Origin of the sequence: Sphingomonas aerophila (assembly GCF_014199305.1) — a bacterium.
Lineage (GTDB): Bacteria > Pseudomonadota > Alphaproteobacteria > Sphingomonadales > Sphingomonadaceae > Sphingomonas > Sphingomonas aerophila.
The window spans coordinates 1-16454 of the sequence record NZ_JACIJK010000014.1 but is presented as its reverse complement, the minus strand read 5'-3'; the positions used below and the strand labels follow the sequence as shown (position 1 = coordinate 16454).

The following is a 16454-nucleotide window of genomic DNA, read 5'->3' as shown; positions in this document are numbered from 1 at the left end:
CATGTTCCACGCGGAAACCGTTCGGTTCTGCGTGAGGCACCCGCATGCGACGGGCGGCAACCTTGCGAACACGCCAAAGCTCGTGCTTCGACGCTGCGAACCCGCATTCGATCGCTCAGATCTGTGAATAAGGCGTTGGACTCAGGATTTGATTGTCTATTCCTGTGATGATCTCGCTATTGGTCAGGCCCGGCGTTTCGCTCAGCCGGCGCCAGTCTGGATCTGCACCGAACCTGCTCCAGCTCCGTTCACGAGTCGCAAGATCCGGGAACGTCAGCAGATAGGTCAGGCTTGGCAGGCGAGGCCCCGTCAGATCCTTCGCGAAGAAGACTGGCGTAAGGCCGGTGCGGCGGAATATGTCGACCTCCCCTCCGGTGTCGAACATTCCAATCTTCGTCGTTCCCGCTTTCTCGCTAGGACTGTAATATGTTCTCAACTCGAAGATGCGCGACTTGGCACTGCCCGCGACGCCTGGAAGCTCAAGGCGGGGGAAGTGCGGGAACGCGCGCATGAGCTTCACGTCCAGTGAAACGTAAGGCGGCCCTTCCGGTTTGGACTCGAGAAACGGTGCGGCCGCCCTGGCATAGCTCGGGTCAGCGCTGAGCTTTCCAGACAGGGCAGCGTAGTCGGCGATCGAGGGATAGGGAACCAGAACAACAACGCTCGGGGCTCCAGCTCCGATCGCGACGGTGAACGCTCCCACGGGTCCGCAGCCCGCACGGCGCGCGGCCGGGAGGAACGCGTCCTTCAGATAAGCGTCCAGGCGCTCCTTCATCGGGCCGTTGACCAGATGGTAGGTGCGAAGCTCGTAAATCTCGGGGGTTGCTGCCGCGGCATGCGGCTGAGCCTCCGCCTCCGTGCTTAACAGCGTAATGCTGCCGAGAGCGGCACCGGCCATCAGCGAACGTCGGTCAATCGGGTACGCCATCATGTCCTCGCAAAGCTGCATGCTGCCCAACGAAGCTCATGCCGTGACGGTCGTCAATCCACGGTGCATCGGCACGCAACCGCCGCTCTGCTCAGGTGGTGGGCGCCCCAGGGTCGGGATGAAAGGACGACTGAGGTCGGCAAGGAGAAAGGCGTCCTGTGGCGTCCCGCATTGCAGCTGCCCGGAAACGGTGAGATGCCAAAGCTGACCTTGTGACCGCACCATGAGCCAACCACGTGTTGCTCCGATTGGTTCGGGAGGCCGCACATGAAGAAGATTGGCTTTTTGTCGTTCGGCCACTGGTCAGACGCTCGGGGCTCGGCGACGCGCTCTGCCTCTGACGTCCTGCTCCAATCGATCGACCTGGCCGTTGCGGCCGAGGAGCTTGGCGCGGATGGCGCCTATTTCCGTGTCCACCACTTCGCACGCCAACTGGCCTCACCCTTCCCGCTGCTGGCCGCTGTCGGCGCGAAGACGAGCCGCATCGAGATCGGCACCGGCGTCATAGACATGCGGTACGAGAACCCGTTCTACATGGTGGAAGACGCGGGGTCTGCAGATCTCATCAGCGGCGGACGGCTGCAGCTGGGCCTGAGCCGGGGGTCGCCCGAGCAGGTGATCGAGGGCTGGCGGCACTTCGGCTATGCGCCCGCCGACGGCGAGAGTGACGCGGACATGGGCCGCCGACATGCCGAAACCTTTCTCGAGCTGCTGAAAGGCGAGGGCTTCGCCAAGCCAAACCCGCGTCCGATGTTTGCCAACCCGCCCGGGCTGCTCCGCATCGAGCCGTATTCAGCGGGCTTGCGCGAGCGCGTCTGGTGGGGGTCGGCCTCCAACGGCACGGCGGTCTGGGCAGCGCAGCAGGGCATGAACTTGCAGAGTTCGACCCTGAAGGCGGACGAGACGGGCGAACCTTTCCACGTTCAGCAGGCAAAGCAGATCCGTGCCTACCGCAAGGCGTGGGATGATGCGGGGCACGCGCGTACCCCGCGCGTTTCGGTCTCGCGTTCGATCTTTGCCCTCACGAACGACACTGACCGCGCCTATTTCGGGCGGGGCGACAGTCAGGATCAGGTTGGCATCCTCGACGACATGCGCGCGATTTTCGGACGATCCTATGCTGCGGAGCCGGACCAACTCATCAAACAACTGCTCGCGGATGAGGCGATCGCGGAGGCCGACACGCTCTTGCTGACCGTGCCCAACCAGCTGGGCGTGGATTATGATACCCATGTGATAGAGAGCATTCTCACCCATGTTGCCCCGGCGTTGGGCTGGCAGAACAGCCAGGTCGTTCGGGGCGACGGCGCGGTGGTGCACGCGAATGGGTGAGCCGGCGCGGTAGTGTCACGAGGTAAGGAACAGGCAGCGGCTGGGTCTGATGGTGGAAGGCTCATCTGCCTGTTTCTGAGGGTCGGGCAACTCGGATACCCGCCGACGGCCTTTGCCGGCATCGCACTCTCTTCGGTGGGAAGGATCGGGTCGGTGGGAAGGATCGAGCGGGGGCCTGTCTCGCGGATGACGATCGATCGCCTGCCGAGAGTCGCCACTCCGCAGTAATGGCCGCGCCCCAAACGTCCCACGCACAACATGTCTGTCGGTCGCTGAGCCATCGCTCAGATGCTGCGAGCTTGGACGCATGACTTGAAACGCTTGTGTCGCCCCTGCCGACCAATGAATGGGCAACATGATCCAGCCCCCGCTCTGATGGCACCGTCGCTTGTGGGTTTCCGGCTGAGGTTCTTGACCCAAATAGGTCCGTCGCCAGATGGTCGCTATGAAGCGCGCGCTCCTGCGCGAACCTGCTCGACATATCGCGACACGTTGCCTGTCAGCACGTCGAGCGGGACGTTGCCCCCATCGACCACCGCCTGATCGAAGTCGCGCAGGTCGTAGCGGGACCCAAGCGCCGCCCGTGCACGGGCCCGCTGCGCGACGATTTCGGCACGGCCAACCTCATAGCCGCACGCCTGGCCCGGCCAGGCGCAGTAGCGATCAACCTCGCTTTCGGCATTTGGGCGCGGTAGGCCAGTGGCGGCGATGAACTCTGCCAGCGCCTGCTCGCGCGTCCAGCTCATTGCATGAATGCCGGTGTCGACGATCAGTCTCACCGCCCGCCAGGCAAGGCCCATAAGGTAGCCGAGCCGGCCGGCGGGATCTCCGTCATAAAGGCCAAGCTCGTCCGCAAGCTGCTCGGCGTAAAGTGCCCAACCTTCGGAATAGGCGTTGAAGGCCAGGATGGAGCGGATCAGCGGTAGCTGCTGCGCGTATTCGCCCTGCCAGACATGGCCCGGAATACCTTCGTGAAAGACCAGGTCGGGGATGGTCACCCGGTTGTGGATGGAGGGATCGCCCAGATTGACCCAGATCTTGCCCGGCACCTTCCCGTCGATCGTGCCAGGGCCGCCATAGGCCGCGGGCGCCCCAGGCTCCTGCGCGAGGGGCATGCGCCGAATCTCGAGGTTGCCCCGGACCGAACGGCGAAATGCGTTTGGCAGGCGCGGGCGGATCGCGTCGATACGGCCCTGCATATAAGCAACGATCTGTCTGCGGCCATCGTCCCCACCAGTAAATCCGATTCCGGGGCGGCGTTGATACGCGATCGCGCGTTCTGCGACGCTGCCCTGCGTCAGCCCCTCACGGCGGAGGATCGCATCCATTTGCGCTTGCAGCTCAAACAGCCTCGCGCGACCGGCGGCATGGAGATCGGCGGCGCTCCGCCGAGTGGTGGTGCCCGCGCGCAAGCCCCAGGCGTACCATTCCGGACCATGCGGCCGCGTCGCCATCCCGGCCGCGTCGGTCGCTGTCGCTCGTTCCGCTCGCAACTCGGCGAGCTGCCGTTGGAGCGCCGGCACGATGGCGGCGGTGACGATCCGCGTCGCGCGCGCGGTCCAATCCCCGTGAATAGTCGCCGCCTTGCGTGCGAACGGTCCGACAAAGGGACCGTCCACCTTCGCTGCGTTGGCGATGGTCTGCGTCATTCCTGTGATCGTCTTGTCGAGCAGGAAGGAGGGGGGCACCAACCCCTGCTCGCGAGCAAGGCGGATGCGCGCCGTCTCGCCATCGAGTTGCTGTGAGGTCCCGGCGAGGCGTACGAGGTAAGCCTCGGCATCGGCGGCGTCTCGCACCGGCTGGTCGCCATCGAGCATCTGGGGCACGTCCAGCCAGGAGCCGACGTTCTGAATGACGGCATAGGGAGTGTTGCGCCAGTCGCCGATCGTAGCGACACCGTAGGGCAGCGCCATACCATCAAGCGCGGTCCGAAACGCACTCTCGGTTACTGCCAAGCTGGTGAGGACTGCAGGATCGAGGCCCGTGCGCGGAAGCCGCGCCAGATCTGCCAACGCTTTGGTCAGGAACCGCCTGCGAGCCGCCACGCCCTCGGGAGAGCGATCTTCCAGCGTTCGGCGAAGATTTGCATGTGCGCCAGTATCGACACCGAGCGAGGTCGCGCGCTCGGGTCCGAGCTCTAGCAAGCCCCACGACAGGCGATCGAGCAGGGTCGCCGCGTCCCCTGCGCGAACAACACCATCCGCCCCCGCGGCTGCGCTCATGGCGACTAGTCCGACCAGGGTTTCTCGGCGGGAAATATGGCATGTCATCGAAGTTAGATGACCGTCCGACCAGCCGCCGTCAAACCGGGCCAAGCGCAGCGCCGGTTCGTCCATTCAGGACCGTCGGTCAGGACGGGCTCACCTCGAACCTCCAAATGATTGCCTGATTTCATCGAGAACGTTGAGCCGATCTGATCGATGCGGGGCGAGGCCTCGAACGCGCCATGTGGGTGAATAGCAGACGGGCGGCTAATCAGGTGGCTGCTTGGGCCAACCGCCGTGCCAGCATATTCCTGCCGCATGTCACAGGACCAAGCTCTATTACTCGTTTCGTGGATGCTGAATGCGATGGGTGGTTCGCAGGACGACCTCGCCAACGATGCTCCTCAGCCTACCAGGGACTTGTGGCCGAAGCACTGGCCGAGTGCTGGTCCGATTACAGGCTCCGGTTCTCGACCCTTCAGATCACCGGCGTCAAATAGCTTCGCGAGACGGCCGCCAGAGGCGGGAAGCGAACCGATCCGAGGTAAGCCGTCGCTCTATCTACCGCTCACCGGGCGCGCACGCGTGACAACCGCGGAGAAAGCAGATGAACCACAAGCAAGGCGAGAAAGTAAGCGCTGCCTGCGATGGCGAAAAGGACCGAATAGTTGTTGCCCGTCACATCCAGAACGTGGCCCGTGAACAGGGCCATCCCCATGCCGCCGATCGCGCCCACAGTGCCTCCGATCCCTATCACCGACCCCACGGCGCTGCGCGGGAAGATATCGGAGGGCAGTGCATAAAGGTTGGCGGAGAAGGCCTGGTGTGCGGCCGTGGCCAGTCCGATCACGGCTACCGCGCCCCACACGCTGCCGATGCTCTGCGCAAAGAAGATGGGAAGGACGCAAACCGCGCAGAGAAGCATGGTGACCTTTCGCGCCACGTTGCAGGTGTACCCACTTGCGATCAGTCGGGACGAAAGCCACCCGCCAGCGATGCTGCCCACATCAGAGATGAGGTATATGGCAGCGAGCGGAAGACCGAAGGTCTTCAGGTCCATGTCGTATCGCTCGAACAGGTAGCCGGGAAGCCAGAAGAGGAAGAACCACCAGATCGGGTCGATGAAGAACTTGCCCAGTGCGTAAGCCCATGTCTCGCGATAGGTGGCGACCCTCGCCCAGGATAGTGTCTGGACATCGTCAGGCGGATCCTGGCGAATATGGACGAGCTCTGCCGCCGAAACATGCGGGTGCTCGTCGGGATGCCGATAGAGAATGCGCCAGGCCACCAGCCACAACAGGCCGAATACCCCGGTCAGGTAGAAAGCGACGCGCCAGTTGAAGGCCAGGACCAGGAACGGGACCAGCAGGGGGGTTACAATTGCCCCGATGTTGGCACCCGCGTTGAACAGTCCGATGGCATAGGCTCGCTCGCGCTGAGGGAACCAGTCGGTCACGGCCTTGATGCCCGCGGGGAAGTTGCCTGCTTCACCAACTCCCAATCCGGCGCGTGCCAGGGCGAAGCTGGTTATGCTCGTCGCGAGACCATGGGCCATGTGACTGACCGTCCAGATCAGGATCGCAACGGTGTAGCCGGCGCGTGCGCCGATCACGTCGACGATCCGCCCGAAGCCGACATAACCGACTGCATAGGCAAGCTGGAACCAGAAGATGATCGTGGCGAAATCCCCTTCGGACCAGCCAAACTCATTCTTCAGCGTCGGCTTCAACACGCCGATCATCTGCCGATCGACATAGTTGATCGCGGTCGCCGCGAACAACAGGGCGCAGACCGTCCAGCGGTATCGGCCCATGCGCGTCGTGGCGGCCAACGTGTTCGCCGCAGGGCTCTCGCCCTTTCCATCCTTCATGCCAGCGGGACCATTAGTTAAGCGGAACATGCTTGTTCGGCCGCAGGCGGAAGGTGCGCGGCGCGGAGTCGGCCAATTGAACCGTGACCCGCTCCGTCCCGCGCTCGATGCCGACCAGCTGCACGGGATGGCCGGTAACGTCGGTGACGAGCCGGGCATGGCCCGTGACACGCGCCAGAGCACGTCCATTGATGCTCAATTCAGCGGCATCTTCCCTATAGTGCATCGCTGCACGACCGCCTTTTCCTGTTCGGCGCGACAGGGACGCCTCTCGAGCCGCGAGGTGGCGAGGACGGATGTTCCAATGAATGACGTCATCTTCCTCCGTCATGCCCACGAGGCGCCAGCTGTTTTCGACCATCACCAGCGCGCAGGGCGAATAGTCCGGCCGGTCCTCGCCGCCTGTGAACACGCCGGTGCTCGGGTCGATTTGCTGGCGAAAGGTCATGTCGGCCATGATCGCCTCGCACCAGCGGGTCATCATGTGGCCGAACTCCGCGGAGCGGCCGTAACGGTCGAACCATCGTCCCGCCCGCATCGCGGTCAGTGCCTGAGATGCACCGCCCCAGCTGTTGGCGGGGATGGGCCGGACAAACGCGGGGTCGTTCGCGGCGATGGAGGGGAGGGGGAAGCGGGTCCAGAAGGCGGCCGGGTCGCCCAGCTGATGCCGCCACATCGCGTTGAACATTGCCTGGTCCGGCACATGTTCCCCGCACATGCGGGTCAGCACGTCGCCACGGACGCGCACGAACTGTCCCGTCGCGTCACGGTCGTAAAAGGCGGCATCCCCTTCGGACCAGAGCCGCGCCAGGATCGTGCGACGGATCGCGCTCGCCTGGTCCTCCCACCGGTCCGCCTCGGCACCTTTGCCGAGTGCGCGCGCCATTGCCGCCAGCGCCCGCCGGGCACCGTAGACCGTCGCTGACAGGTCCGGGCAGAGCCGGGGTAGGCTGGCGATCGCATGGTGCTGCTTGGCGTTCTTGTTTGGGCATTGGTTGGGCAGTCCAGCCCAGCGCGGGCTGTTGTCGTGGCCGGTGTCGTAGGTGCAGAAGCCCTCAACCAACCCGGTGCCGAGCGTGTTGCGGTACCGCATCAGCCAGGCGTCCCAGGCGGAACAGGCGGAATAGGCTGCGTGGAGCAGCGCCTCGTCGCCGGTGGCGCGCGCCAGGTCCCACGCGGTGGCGGCGATCGGCACCACCATTTGGATTTGGCCGAAGCCGGTTTCGGTCTCCTTGTTGTTTGCGGGCAGCTGGCCGTCGGCGCGTTGCAGGTCGAAGAAGGTCATGTGACTGTTCACCGCCACATCGGGTCGCCAATGACGGTAAAGCAGGGCTTCGTGTGGGCCACACTCCTGCCAGACGCCGCGATAGACGGACCCTTCGATCAGCACTGGCTTGCTGACATAGGGCATGATCCGCACGTTGCGGGCCAGCACGTCCAGCGCCTTGTCATAAGCCGCCTGCCAACGCGCATTGCCGGTGCGGAACACGGGGGCGTCCGACACGACGCTGCCCGTGGTCGGCTCGCTCGCCTGCTGTGCGGCCCGCAGCGGTCCCGAGGCGGCGAGCGCTGCCGATCCAGCGAGAAAGAAGCGGCGATCGATCATCGCGCCACCCGGAACCAGTCGGCATCCACGACCCCGCTGGTCTTGCCGTGCGTGAAGGTGAACAGCGCCGGCCGTGATCCTTTCCACCAGGAAAAGCGCGCAAGCTGGACCGGCTCGCCCAACGTCACGAAGCTTTTCCCCTCATCCAGGCTATAGGCATAGCGAACGTGTTGGTCGGGCGTGACCTCGGCCGACAGGACGACGGTGGCGGTGGAGAGGATGGGGCCGGGCGTTTCCCGTCCCTCGCTCGCCAGCGTGATACGGGTTGCGCCACCCTCGCGCGCCAGGCCGATCCAGCTCGGGCGAACGCCGAACAGGGTCAGGCCCGCGCGCTGCCCGTCCACCATCCGGCTTGCGTCCAGGCGCGTGGTGATGCGGCTGGCTGGCCCATGCAATATCTGGGTCAGCGTGTTGCGCGCCGTAACCAGGTGCTGAGCAGGCAGTGCGGTCAGCCGCATGAAGCCGGGCCGTTCGGTCAGGCTCCAGGCCCGATCGTTGGGGTTGTGGTTCCAGGACCATTGCAGCCCCAGCTGCGCGTCCGAGAACTCGTCAGACGTCTGGATGGCATCTGCGGTGGGCGAAGATCCCGTATTGGGCATGGCGTGGGTCGCGACCGGCTGGCCATAGGTCTGGCCGGGCACCGGATCGCCGATAAACGGCCAGTCATCGACCCAACGCAGCGGTTCCAGATAGGTGATCCGGCCAAAGGCGCCGGTTGAACTGAAATGGATGAACCAGCCTTCGCCCGAAGGTGTCTCCACCCAACCACCCTGGTGCGGGCCCGCCAGCGCTGTGCTGCCCTGGGCCAGGACAACGCGCTGTTCATAGGGCCCCTGGATGCTGCGTGAACGGAGTGCTGCCTGCGCGCCTTTCTCGACCCCGCCGAACGGGGCGAGAATATAGTACCACCCGTTGCGCTTATAGACCTTGGGGCCTTCCAGGATCGGCAGATTGGCCTTGTCCTCCACGATCACCTTTCCCGCGTCCAGCACGCGGCGGCCGTCGGGGCTCATGCGATGCAGGATCAGGGGACCTGCTCCGTGCCGACTATGGACCAGCCAGGCGGTGCCGTCCTCGTCCCAGAAGGGACAGGGGTCCTCGAGCATGCGCTCGTCGACGACCTTGACCGGCTTGCTCCAGGGACCGGCAGGGTCCTTGGCGGTCGCCATGAAGATGCCCTCGTCGACCGTCGCCCAATAAACGTAGAACAGGCCTTTGTGGAACCGGATCGACGGCGCCCAGACCCCGCCCGCATAGCGCGTACCCCCGACCGGCTTGGATATGCTGTCGTTCAGCGTGTGCGGGCCGGGCATGTCGTACTCGGGCGCGAACGTCAGGCGGGGCAGGACGTGGCTGATGATCCGCCAATGCACCAGGTCACGCGAGTGCAGCACGGGAATGCCCGGCGACAAATGGAACGAGGACGAGACGAGATAATAGTCACGGCCAACGCGGATCACGTCTGGGTCCGAATAGTCGGCGTAAAGGATGGGATTGGTATAGGCCGCGGCGTTTGGTGCAGAAGAGGCCGGTGCGGAACTGGCCGCGAGAGCGGCAGCGGCGAGCAGGAGGCGAGACCGCATGACTCAGGCCCCCAGCATGTTGCCATAGCCGATCACCACCGTCGCCCCGACCAGCAGCGCGACGCCGCTCCAGACGGTCGCGCGCACTCGGGGTGCGGCGGCGCGCCACTCGCGAAATGCAAAGCCCCAGAGGGTGCCAAAGATGATAATGGATGCCATGTGGAGCGTCCAGCTGGAAAAGCCGAAGCGCCCCATCTGGCTTTCGCCCATGGTGTAGAAGAAGAACTGGAAATACCAGGCGGCGCCCGCCACTGCGCAGAGCAGGAAGTTGCGGGCGAGCGGCGGTTTTCCCGGCGTCACCGTGCTATCGCCGAGGTAAGCAGGCTCGAATGGGGTAGGGCGGTCCGCAGTCGTGCTGGCGCCAGCGGGGGAGTTCTCGTCCGCGGCCACGCGGCCGAACCATTCACCCGCGCTGCGATTGCGCACGATCAGGTACGCGCACCAGGCCGCGTTGGTCAGCAGGCCCCCGAACATGACCAGACACAGGACCGGCAGCCCGGTCCAGAGCGGTCCGGTCCCGGCAGCCGCGGACAGGGCCTTGATCGGCTCGCCCGCAGCCAACCCGAAAGCGAAGCAGGAAGACATGATGCCTGAGAAGACCGCGACCCATACACCACGACGGAAATCGAATTCCGCCACGGCCGCGGCCTTTTCTTCTGCGGAAACGGCGCGATCCTTGGCCGCGCCAGCCAGCGCTACGACGATGATGCCGGCGAGCGTGATGGCAAGGCCGAGCAGGATGATATTGCCGCTCGGCGTGTCCAGCAGCTTGGACGCGAAATCGCCCTGGAAGATGGGCGGGATCAGCGTGCCGAACACGGTGCACAGCCCCAACACCACCGCCATGCCGAGCGACAGGCCGAGATAACGCATCGTCAGCCCATAGGTGAGACCACCAAATCCCCACAGCACCCCGAAAACGATCGGCCAGACCAGCGCAGGCGTCGGCGCGGCGGACAGCACGCCGAGCAGGTCGCGGGTCTGCAGGCTGGCCAAAAACCAGGGCGCGACCAGCCAGGAGACGATCCCACCGGTGAGCCAGTAGATCTCCCACGACCAGCGCTTCACGCCGCGGTAGGGTACATAGAAGCTGGCGGAGGCGAGGCCACCCAGCCAGTGAAAGGCGACGCCGGTCAGGGGATTGGGTGTCACGGCGTGTTCCTCAGATGCTCAGGCCAAGGCGGTACAGGCGGTTGGCGTTACCGCCCCAGACGGCGCGCCGGTCGGCGTCGGACAGGTCGACGGTCGCTTCGGCTATCAGCCCTAGGACGTCATCGAAGCTGCCGAAGAGCCGGTCGGTCGGAAAATCGCTGGCGACCAGCACCCTGTCCGCACCAAAGAAGTCGATCGTTTCGCGCACACGGCCGAGGGCGGCCGACCGATCCATCGGGCGCCAGACGAAGCCAAGACCGGAAATCTTTACCGCGACATGGGGCAGGGCGGCGAGGGCGATCATGCCGTCCCGCCACTCGGCGGCACCCTGCGCGTCGATCTCAACGCCCATGCCGGCATGGTTCACGATCACGGGGATGTCCGGGTGACGATCGAACAGCGAGGCGAGGCGCCGGAACTGGCCGGGGTAGGCTTGGCAGTCAAAGGATAGATTGTGGTCCGCGAGCATTGAGAAGCCACGCTGCCAGCCCTCGTCGCCCGTCACGTCGCGGGGTGTGTAGGTCCGGCGTGAATCGCGGTGCCAGTTGACGATGTGTCGCACGCCGCGCACCCGGCGGTGAGCGCTTTGCGCCCTCAGCAACCTGTCCAGGTCTGGATGGTCCAACGCCGCAAAGGCGACAATGCCGGCAGGGCCGTCGTCCAGGCTTTCAAGCCAGCTCGTCTCGTCCAGTGCCTGGGTAGCATCGGCACCGGCCTCGACGTGGACATAGCCTGCAACCGGCCAGTTCGCCGCCTCCCGCGCATAGTCGGCTGCCAGGTAGGTGGCGGCAATGGTCGATACGTTGCCGTTCGGCCCGTCGTCCGCGAAAGGCGGGGTCAGCCATGCATAACGGTGCCGCGACAGGTCCCACAGGTGGACGTGCGCATCGACAAAGGGGACCCCACCCGGTGTCATCAAAAGGTGGTCCGTCCCCCGGACGTATCGAAGGTCGCGGCTGTGGTGAAGCTGCACTCTTCGGATGCCATGAAGCAGACCATGGCGGCCGACTCCTCGACATTGCCGAGCCGCCCCATCGGGATCTTGGAGCGCATGTAGTCGACCTGGCTTGCCGGCAGCTGCTCCAGGATCGGGCTGTCGAACGTGGCGGGTGTGAGCGTGTTGGCGACGACGCCCTTGTCGGCCAGCTCCTTGCCGAGCGACTTGGTGAAGCCGATCACGGCCGCCTTGGACGCGGAATAAGCCGACGCGTTGGGATTGCCTTCCTTGCCGGCGACCGAAGCCACGTTGACGATCCGGCCATATCCCGCTTCCACCATGTGCGGCACGAGCGCGCGGCAGCAATAGAACAGCCCGTTCACGTTGATGTCGAATACCCGGAGCCAGCTGTCGATCGGATAGTCCTGCACGGCCGCGGTCGCGCCGGTGATGCCGGCCGAGCAGACTAGGACGTCTATCCGACCCAGTGCGGCGACGGTCTCCGCCGCGGCATGTGCGACTGCGGCGTGGTCGGAGACGTCGATGGCGCGGCTATGAGCGGCCCCGGTTTCCTGGCGTGCAGCTTCTAGGGCTTCCGCGTTCACATCCCACAGTGAAACCTGCCCGCCCTCGGCGATGATCCGGGCTGCGACATCTCGCCCAAGGCCCGATGCGCCGCCGGTGACGATGGCGGCCCGTCCACTGAAGCGGCCTTCGAAAGTGATCACGCCCGTGCCCCATCGTTCAGGCGATCGAGGTCGAAGGCGACGACCTCTTGGCGCTGTTCGCCAAGGCCCGCGATGCCGAGGTGCATCGTGTCACCCGGGCGAAGAAAGATCTTGTCGGGTTTTTGCCCTTCGCCCACCCCTGGCGGCGTACCGGTGATCAGCAGGTCACCCGGATGCAGGGTAATGAAGCGGCTGACATAGGCGATGCACTCTGCCACTGGAAAGATCATGGTGGCGGTGTTGCCGGTCTGCATGCGGCGACCGTTCACATCGAGGAACATGTCGAGCGCCTGCGGGTCGCCGATCTCGTCCGGCGTCACCAGCCAGGGGCCGACTGGACCGAAGGTATCGCAGCCCTTGCCCTTGTCCCACTGCGAGCCGAGCTCCTTCTGGAACGCGCGCTCGGACAAGTCGTTGGCGAGCACATAGCCGGCAACATGGGACAGCGCGCTCGCCTGCTCGACATAGCGACAGGTGCGGCCGATCACGACGCCCAGCTCCACCTCCCAATCCGTCTTCTCGGACCCGCGCGGGATCATCACCGGGTCGTTCGGGCCGGATAGGCAGGAAATCGCCTTGGTGAAGAAGATCGGTTCTGGCGGGGGCTCCAGTCCGGCTTCGCGCGCGTGGTCGGCATAATTGAGGCCGATCGCGATGAACTTGCCTATCCCGGCAACCGGAACGCCATGGCGGGGCTGGCCTTCGACCACCGGCAGACCCTCCACATCGATCGCGCGGAGGCGATCCAGCTGCTGGGGCGTGACAGTGGCGGGTGTCAGATCATCGATTGTACCAGACAGGTCGCGAATACGGCCTTGCTGGTCGAGGATGCCGGGCTTCTCGGCGCCGCGCGGGCCGTAGCGGCAAAGCTTCATGGGATAACGGTCCTCAGTGCGTATATGGGCGGTGAAGGGGAATGTCGCGGTTCAGCTCGACGCCAAAGCCGGGCTGGTCCAGCTCGCTCGCGCGGATGCGGCCATTTACCGGCACCAGCTCGCCCAGCAACTGCGGTGCGAACATCGGCACCACCTCGGTCGGTCCGGGATGCATCATCAGGAACTCGGCAAACGGGCTGTTATGCCGGGTAATCACGAAGTGGTAGGAGTAGACAGAGGAGCCGTGCGGGATCACCTGTACGCCGCGCGCGTCGGCATAGTTGGCGATCTTGATCAGCTCCGTAATCCCGCCGCACCAGCCCACGTCCGGCTGGATGATGTCGCAGCAGTCCATCTCCATGAGCATGCGGAAACCCCAACGCGTCGCTTCATGCTCGCCCGTTGTGACCAGCAGGCCGGGCGGAACGTTGCGCTTCAGGTCGGCGTATCCCCAGTAATCATCGGGGGAGAGCGCTTCCTCGATCCACTTCAGCCCGCACTCGTCCCATGCGCGCGCTGCAAGGCGGGTCGCATAATCAAGGTCGAGACTCATCCAGCAGTCGAGCATCAGCCAGAAATCATCACCCACGCCGGAGCGCATGTCGGCGAGGGCTGCGATGTTCTTGTGCAACCCCTCGATGCCCTCGGCTGGACCATGGTGGAGCGGCAGCTTGCCGCCGACAAAGCCTAATTCTTTCGCGACGTCAGGCCGCGCGCCGGTGGCGTAGAAGGTGAGCTCGTCGCGTACCGCACCGCCAAGCATGTGGTAGACGGGTTCCCCCCGCAACTTGCCGAGCAGGTCCCAAAGCGCCAGGTCGACGCCTGAAATGGCGTTCACCACCAGACCCTTGCGCCCATAATATTGGGTGGAAAAGTACATCTGGTCCCAGATCTTCTCGACGTCGACCGGGCTGCGGCCCTCGAGAAAGCGGGCGAGGTGCCTTTCGACGATGAAGGCGGCAGGCTCGCCGCCGGTCGTCACGGCAAAGCCGATCGTGCCGTCATCGGCCTCCAATTCGACCACAAGGGTCCCGAGTACGTTTATCCCGAAGCTTTGCCGCGATTGCCGGTACTCAGGATACCGCGCCATCGGGGTCGCGATATGGTCGTCGATCCAGTGACCCGCGCCCTGGTCGTGATAATCAGCGCCGCCGCCGCGCACCGTGAAGGCGCGCACATGCCTGATTTTGGGTAGCGTCATCGACCCCCTCCTTCAGTGACCGCAAAGACAAGCGGCATCCGTACCACTATCTGGTACTCGGTTCCCGGCGATGGTTCATGCCGTCTCCCAGATGTCCGTGATCCTTGCCGTCACTGAAATTCCATATTATGGGAAAGAGTGTTATAAGATGAGAAACGCTCCGTCAAATCCTGATTTGGTCGCCCGCAAGGTTGCCGGCGCGTCCGTGGAGGGCGAAGCCAAGGCGTCCACTGGCAGTCAGACGCTGCTGCGCGGACTGGATGTAATCGAGGCGATGGGTGATGGGCCCGTGACCCTGCCCGATCTCGCCGTGCGGCTGGGCCTGACCCGATCCACCACTCATAGGCTGGCCACCGCCCTGATCGAACGCCGCTATCTCACCTTCACGCCTCGGCTCGGATACCAGTTCGGACCAAAGCTGCTGGAACTTGGTTTCCTGGCACAACGACAGACGGACATCGTCCAGGTTGCGCGCCCGCACCTAGAGGAACTAGCGGCGACCACGGAGGACACGGTCCACCTGGGCGTGCTGGACGGCGAACGCGCGCTTTACCTCGACAAGATTGCTGGGCGCCGCCGGGTTGATATCCGCAGCCGCGTCGGCGACCGTCACCCGCTGACCTCGACCGGACTTGGCAAGGCATTGTTGATCGACCACGCGCCCGAGAACTGGGCTGTCCTGTTTGCGCAGGACCAGGCCGCAGGGGCGCCGGCAATGGACTATGCGGTCTGGGAGGGTCGGATGCGGGCCTATGCGCAGTCTGGTCATTCTTTTGACTTGGAAGAGAATGAAGACCTGATCCGCTGCGTGGCGGCGCCGATCCGGGGCGCCGGGGGTGCAATCGTGGCGGCGATCAGCGTGTCCAGCGCCGCGCAGTACATGTCCGATGATCGAATGGCGGACCTTGCCCAGGACGTGCGGGACGCGGCGGGCGCGGTCAGCCGGGAACTCGGCTGGTCGGGATAAAGGAGAAGGCGAATATGGGGCTGCTTGATGGCAAGGCGGTGCTGATTACTGGCGGATCAACCGGCATCGGTCGTGCTGCCGCGATCGAGGCGGCGCGTCAGGGCGCGGATGTCGCAATCAATTACCTCGGCAACGACGATGCCGCCCATTCGTGCGTGGCCGAGATCAAGGCGCTCGGCCGCCGCGGTTTGGCGCTGAAGGGCGACGTCGGGGAGCGCGGTACGGCTGAGTCGTTCGTGGAGACCGCCGTGGGGGCGCTGGGACGGGTCGACACACTTGTCAGCAACGCCGGCATTTGCCCGTTTCATTCTTTTCTCGACATGCCTGCCGAGACTTTCGAGCGCACGATGCGCGTCAACCTGCATGGCGCCTATTACATGGTCCAGGCTGCCGCGAACCGGATGGTGGAGCAGGGGCAGGGCGGCTCCATCGTGGCGGTGTCCTCTATTTCGGCGCTCGTCGGCGGTGAATTCCAGACCCACTACACACCTACAAAGGCCGGCGTGCATTCGCTCATGCAATCCGCCGCGATCGCGCTCGGCCGCCATGGGATCAGGTGCAACTCCGTCCTACCCGGCACCATCCTGACGGAGATCAATCGGGAAGACCTCGCGGATGCGGAGAAGCGGGACCGCATGGCGGCGCGCGTGCCGCTGGGCCGTTTGGGCGAGCCCGAAGACTTGGCGGGGCCGATCATGTTTCTTGCGTCCGACATGGCGCGCTACGTCACGGGCGCGGCGCTGCTGGTGGACGGCGGTGCCTTCGTGAACCTGCAATAAGTGGGTTCGAGTGCATGAGCATCGTCGCCTCGACCGAAGACTTCCGCGAACTGGCGCACCGCCGCCTTCCGCCGTTCCTGTTCGAGTATATCGATGGGGGATCGTATAGCGAGACGACGCTGGGCCGGAACCTGTCCGACCTGCGCGAGGTGCAACTGCGCCAGCGGGTGCTGCGCGACATCGGCACGCTGGACCCCTCCACCGAGCTGTTCGGGCGCAAGATGGCGCTGCCGGTGGCGCTCGCGCCGATCGGGCTTGCGGGCATGAACGCTCGTCGCGGCGAGGTGCAGGC

Annotated in this window: 14 protein-coding genes; 4 read left to right on the top strand and 10 right to left on the bottom strand. The window is 64.8% G+C overall.

All coding sequences use genetic code 11. The features are described from left to right. Nucleotides 1-115: 115 nt before the first annotated feature. Nucleotides 116-949: an NIPSNAP family protein gene (locus FHS94_RS17420; RefSeq protein WP_221234859.1), complete on the bottom strand. Its 834-nt coding sequence runs from the start codon at nucleotides 947-949 to the stop codon at nucleotides 116-118. 246 nt (nucleotides 950-1195) lie between these two features. Here FHS94_RS17420 and FHS94_RS17415 point away from each other — a divergent pair, with 246 nt between their 5' ends. After that, nucleotides 1196-2260 (top strand): LLM class flavin-dependent oxidoreductase, encoded by a 1065-nt coding sequence (locus tag FHS94_RS17415; RefSeq protein WP_184060270.1) that lies wholly within the window; start codon nucleotides 1196-1198, stop codon nucleotides 2258-2260. Nucleotides 2261-2703: 443 nt separating this feature from the next. Here the strand turns inward: FHS94_RS17415 and FHS94_RS17410 are convergent, their stop codons facing one another. The 9 genes from FHS94_RS17410 to rhmD all read right to left on the bottom strand — a co-directional run bounded on the left by FHS94_RS17410 (nucleotide 2704) and on the right by rhmD (nucleotide 14416). Then, the gene (locus FHS94_RS17410) at nucleotides 2704-4482 is read right to left on the bottom strand and encodes a DUF885 domain-containing protein (RefSeq protein WP_246348826.1); all 1779 of its coding nucleotides are present in this window, start codon (nucleotides 4480-4482) and stop codon (nucleotides 2704-2706) included. A gap of 550 nt (nucleotides 4483-5032) precedes the next feature. Further along, complete coding sequence (locus tag FHS94_RS17405) at nucleotides 5033-6334, bottom strand: MFS transporter (protein WP_184060266.1); 1302 nt, start codon at nucleotides 6332-6334, stop codon at nucleotides 5033-5035. 13 nt (nucleotides 6335-6347) lie between these two features. Continuing rightward, complete coding sequence (locus tag FHS94_RS17400; protein ID WP_221234858.1) at nucleotides 6348-7940, bottom strand: MGH1-like glycoside hydrolase domain-containing protein; 1593 nt, start codon at nucleotides 7938-7940, stop codon at nucleotides 6348-6350. Then, nucleotides 7937-9523 (bottom strand): glycoside hydrolase family 43 protein, encoded by a 1587-nt coding sequence (locus FHS94_RS17395; RefSeq protein ID WP_184060264.1) that lies wholly within the window; start codon nucleotides 9521-9523, stop codon nucleotides 7937-7939. Before FHS94_RS17395 ends, FHS94_RS17400 begins: the two co-directional genes overlap by 4 nt. A gap of 3 nt (nucleotides 9524-9526) precedes the next feature. Continuing rightward, nucleotides 9527-10675, bottom strand: a complete 1149-nt coding sequence (rhaT, locus tag FHS94_RS17390; protein ID WP_184060262.1) for an L-rhamnose/proton symporter RhaT — start codon at nucleotides 10673-10675, stop codon at nucleotides 9527-9529. Between the two features lie 10 nt (nucleotides 10676-10685). Then, nucleotides 10686-11591, bottom strand: coding sequence for an amidohydrolase family protein (locus tag FHS94_RS17385; protein WP_184060260.1), 906 nt, complete (start codon nucleotides 11589-11591; stop codon nucleotides 10686-10688). Next, nucleotides 11591-12340 (bottom strand): SDR family NAD(P)-dependent oxidoreductase, encoded by a 750-nt coding sequence (locus FHS94_RS17380; protein WP_184060258.1) that lies wholly within the window; start codon nucleotides 12338-12340, stop codon nucleotides 11591-11593. The genes FHS94_RS17385 and FHS94_RS17380 overlap by 1 nt, the downstream gene beginning before the upstream one ends. Continuing rightward, nucleotides 12337-13215, bottom strand: coding sequence for a 2,4-didehydro-3-deoxy-L-rhamnonate hydrolase (locus FHS94_RS17375; protein WP_184060256.1), 879 nt, complete (start codon nucleotides 13213-13215; stop codon nucleotides 12337-12339). Before FHS94_RS17375 ends, FHS94_RS17380 begins: the two co-directional genes overlap by 4 nt. 13 nt (nucleotides 13216-13228) lie before the next feature. Beyond that, nucleotides 13229-14416 carry an L-rhamnonate dehydratase gene (rhmD, locus tag FHS94_RS17370; protein ID WP_184060254.1) on the bottom strand — a complete coding sequence of 396 codons (1188 nt, stop codon included), beginning with the start codon at nucleotides 14414-14416 and terminating at the stop codon, nucleotides 13229-13231. 148 nt (nucleotides 14417-14564) lie between these two features. Here rhmD and FHS94_RS17365 point away from each other — a divergent pair, with 148 nt between their 5' ends. The 3 genes from FHS94_RS17365 to FHS94_RS17355 all read left to right on the top strand — a co-directional run. Further along, the gene (locus FHS94_RS17365) at nucleotides 14565-15383 is read left to right on the top strand and encodes an IclR family transcriptional regulator (RefSeq protein ID WP_184060252.1); all 819 of its coding nucleotides are present in this window, start codon (nucleotides 14565-14567) and stop codon (nucleotides 15381-15383) included. Between the two features lie 14 nt (nucleotides 15384-15397). Beyond that, nucleotides 15398-16162 (top strand): L-rhamnose 1-dehydrogenase Lra1, encoded by a 765-nt coding sequence (gene lra1, locus FHS94_RS17360; protein ID WP_184060250.1) that lies wholly within the window; start codon nucleotides 15398-15400, stop codon nucleotides 16160-16162. 14 nt (nucleotides 16163-16176) lie between these two features. Then, nucleotides 16177-16454, top strand: a 278-nt coding sequence (locus tag FHS94_RS17355; protein ID WP_184060248.1) for an alpha-hydroxy-acid oxidizing protein, incomplete at its 3' end; no start/stop codon positions are given.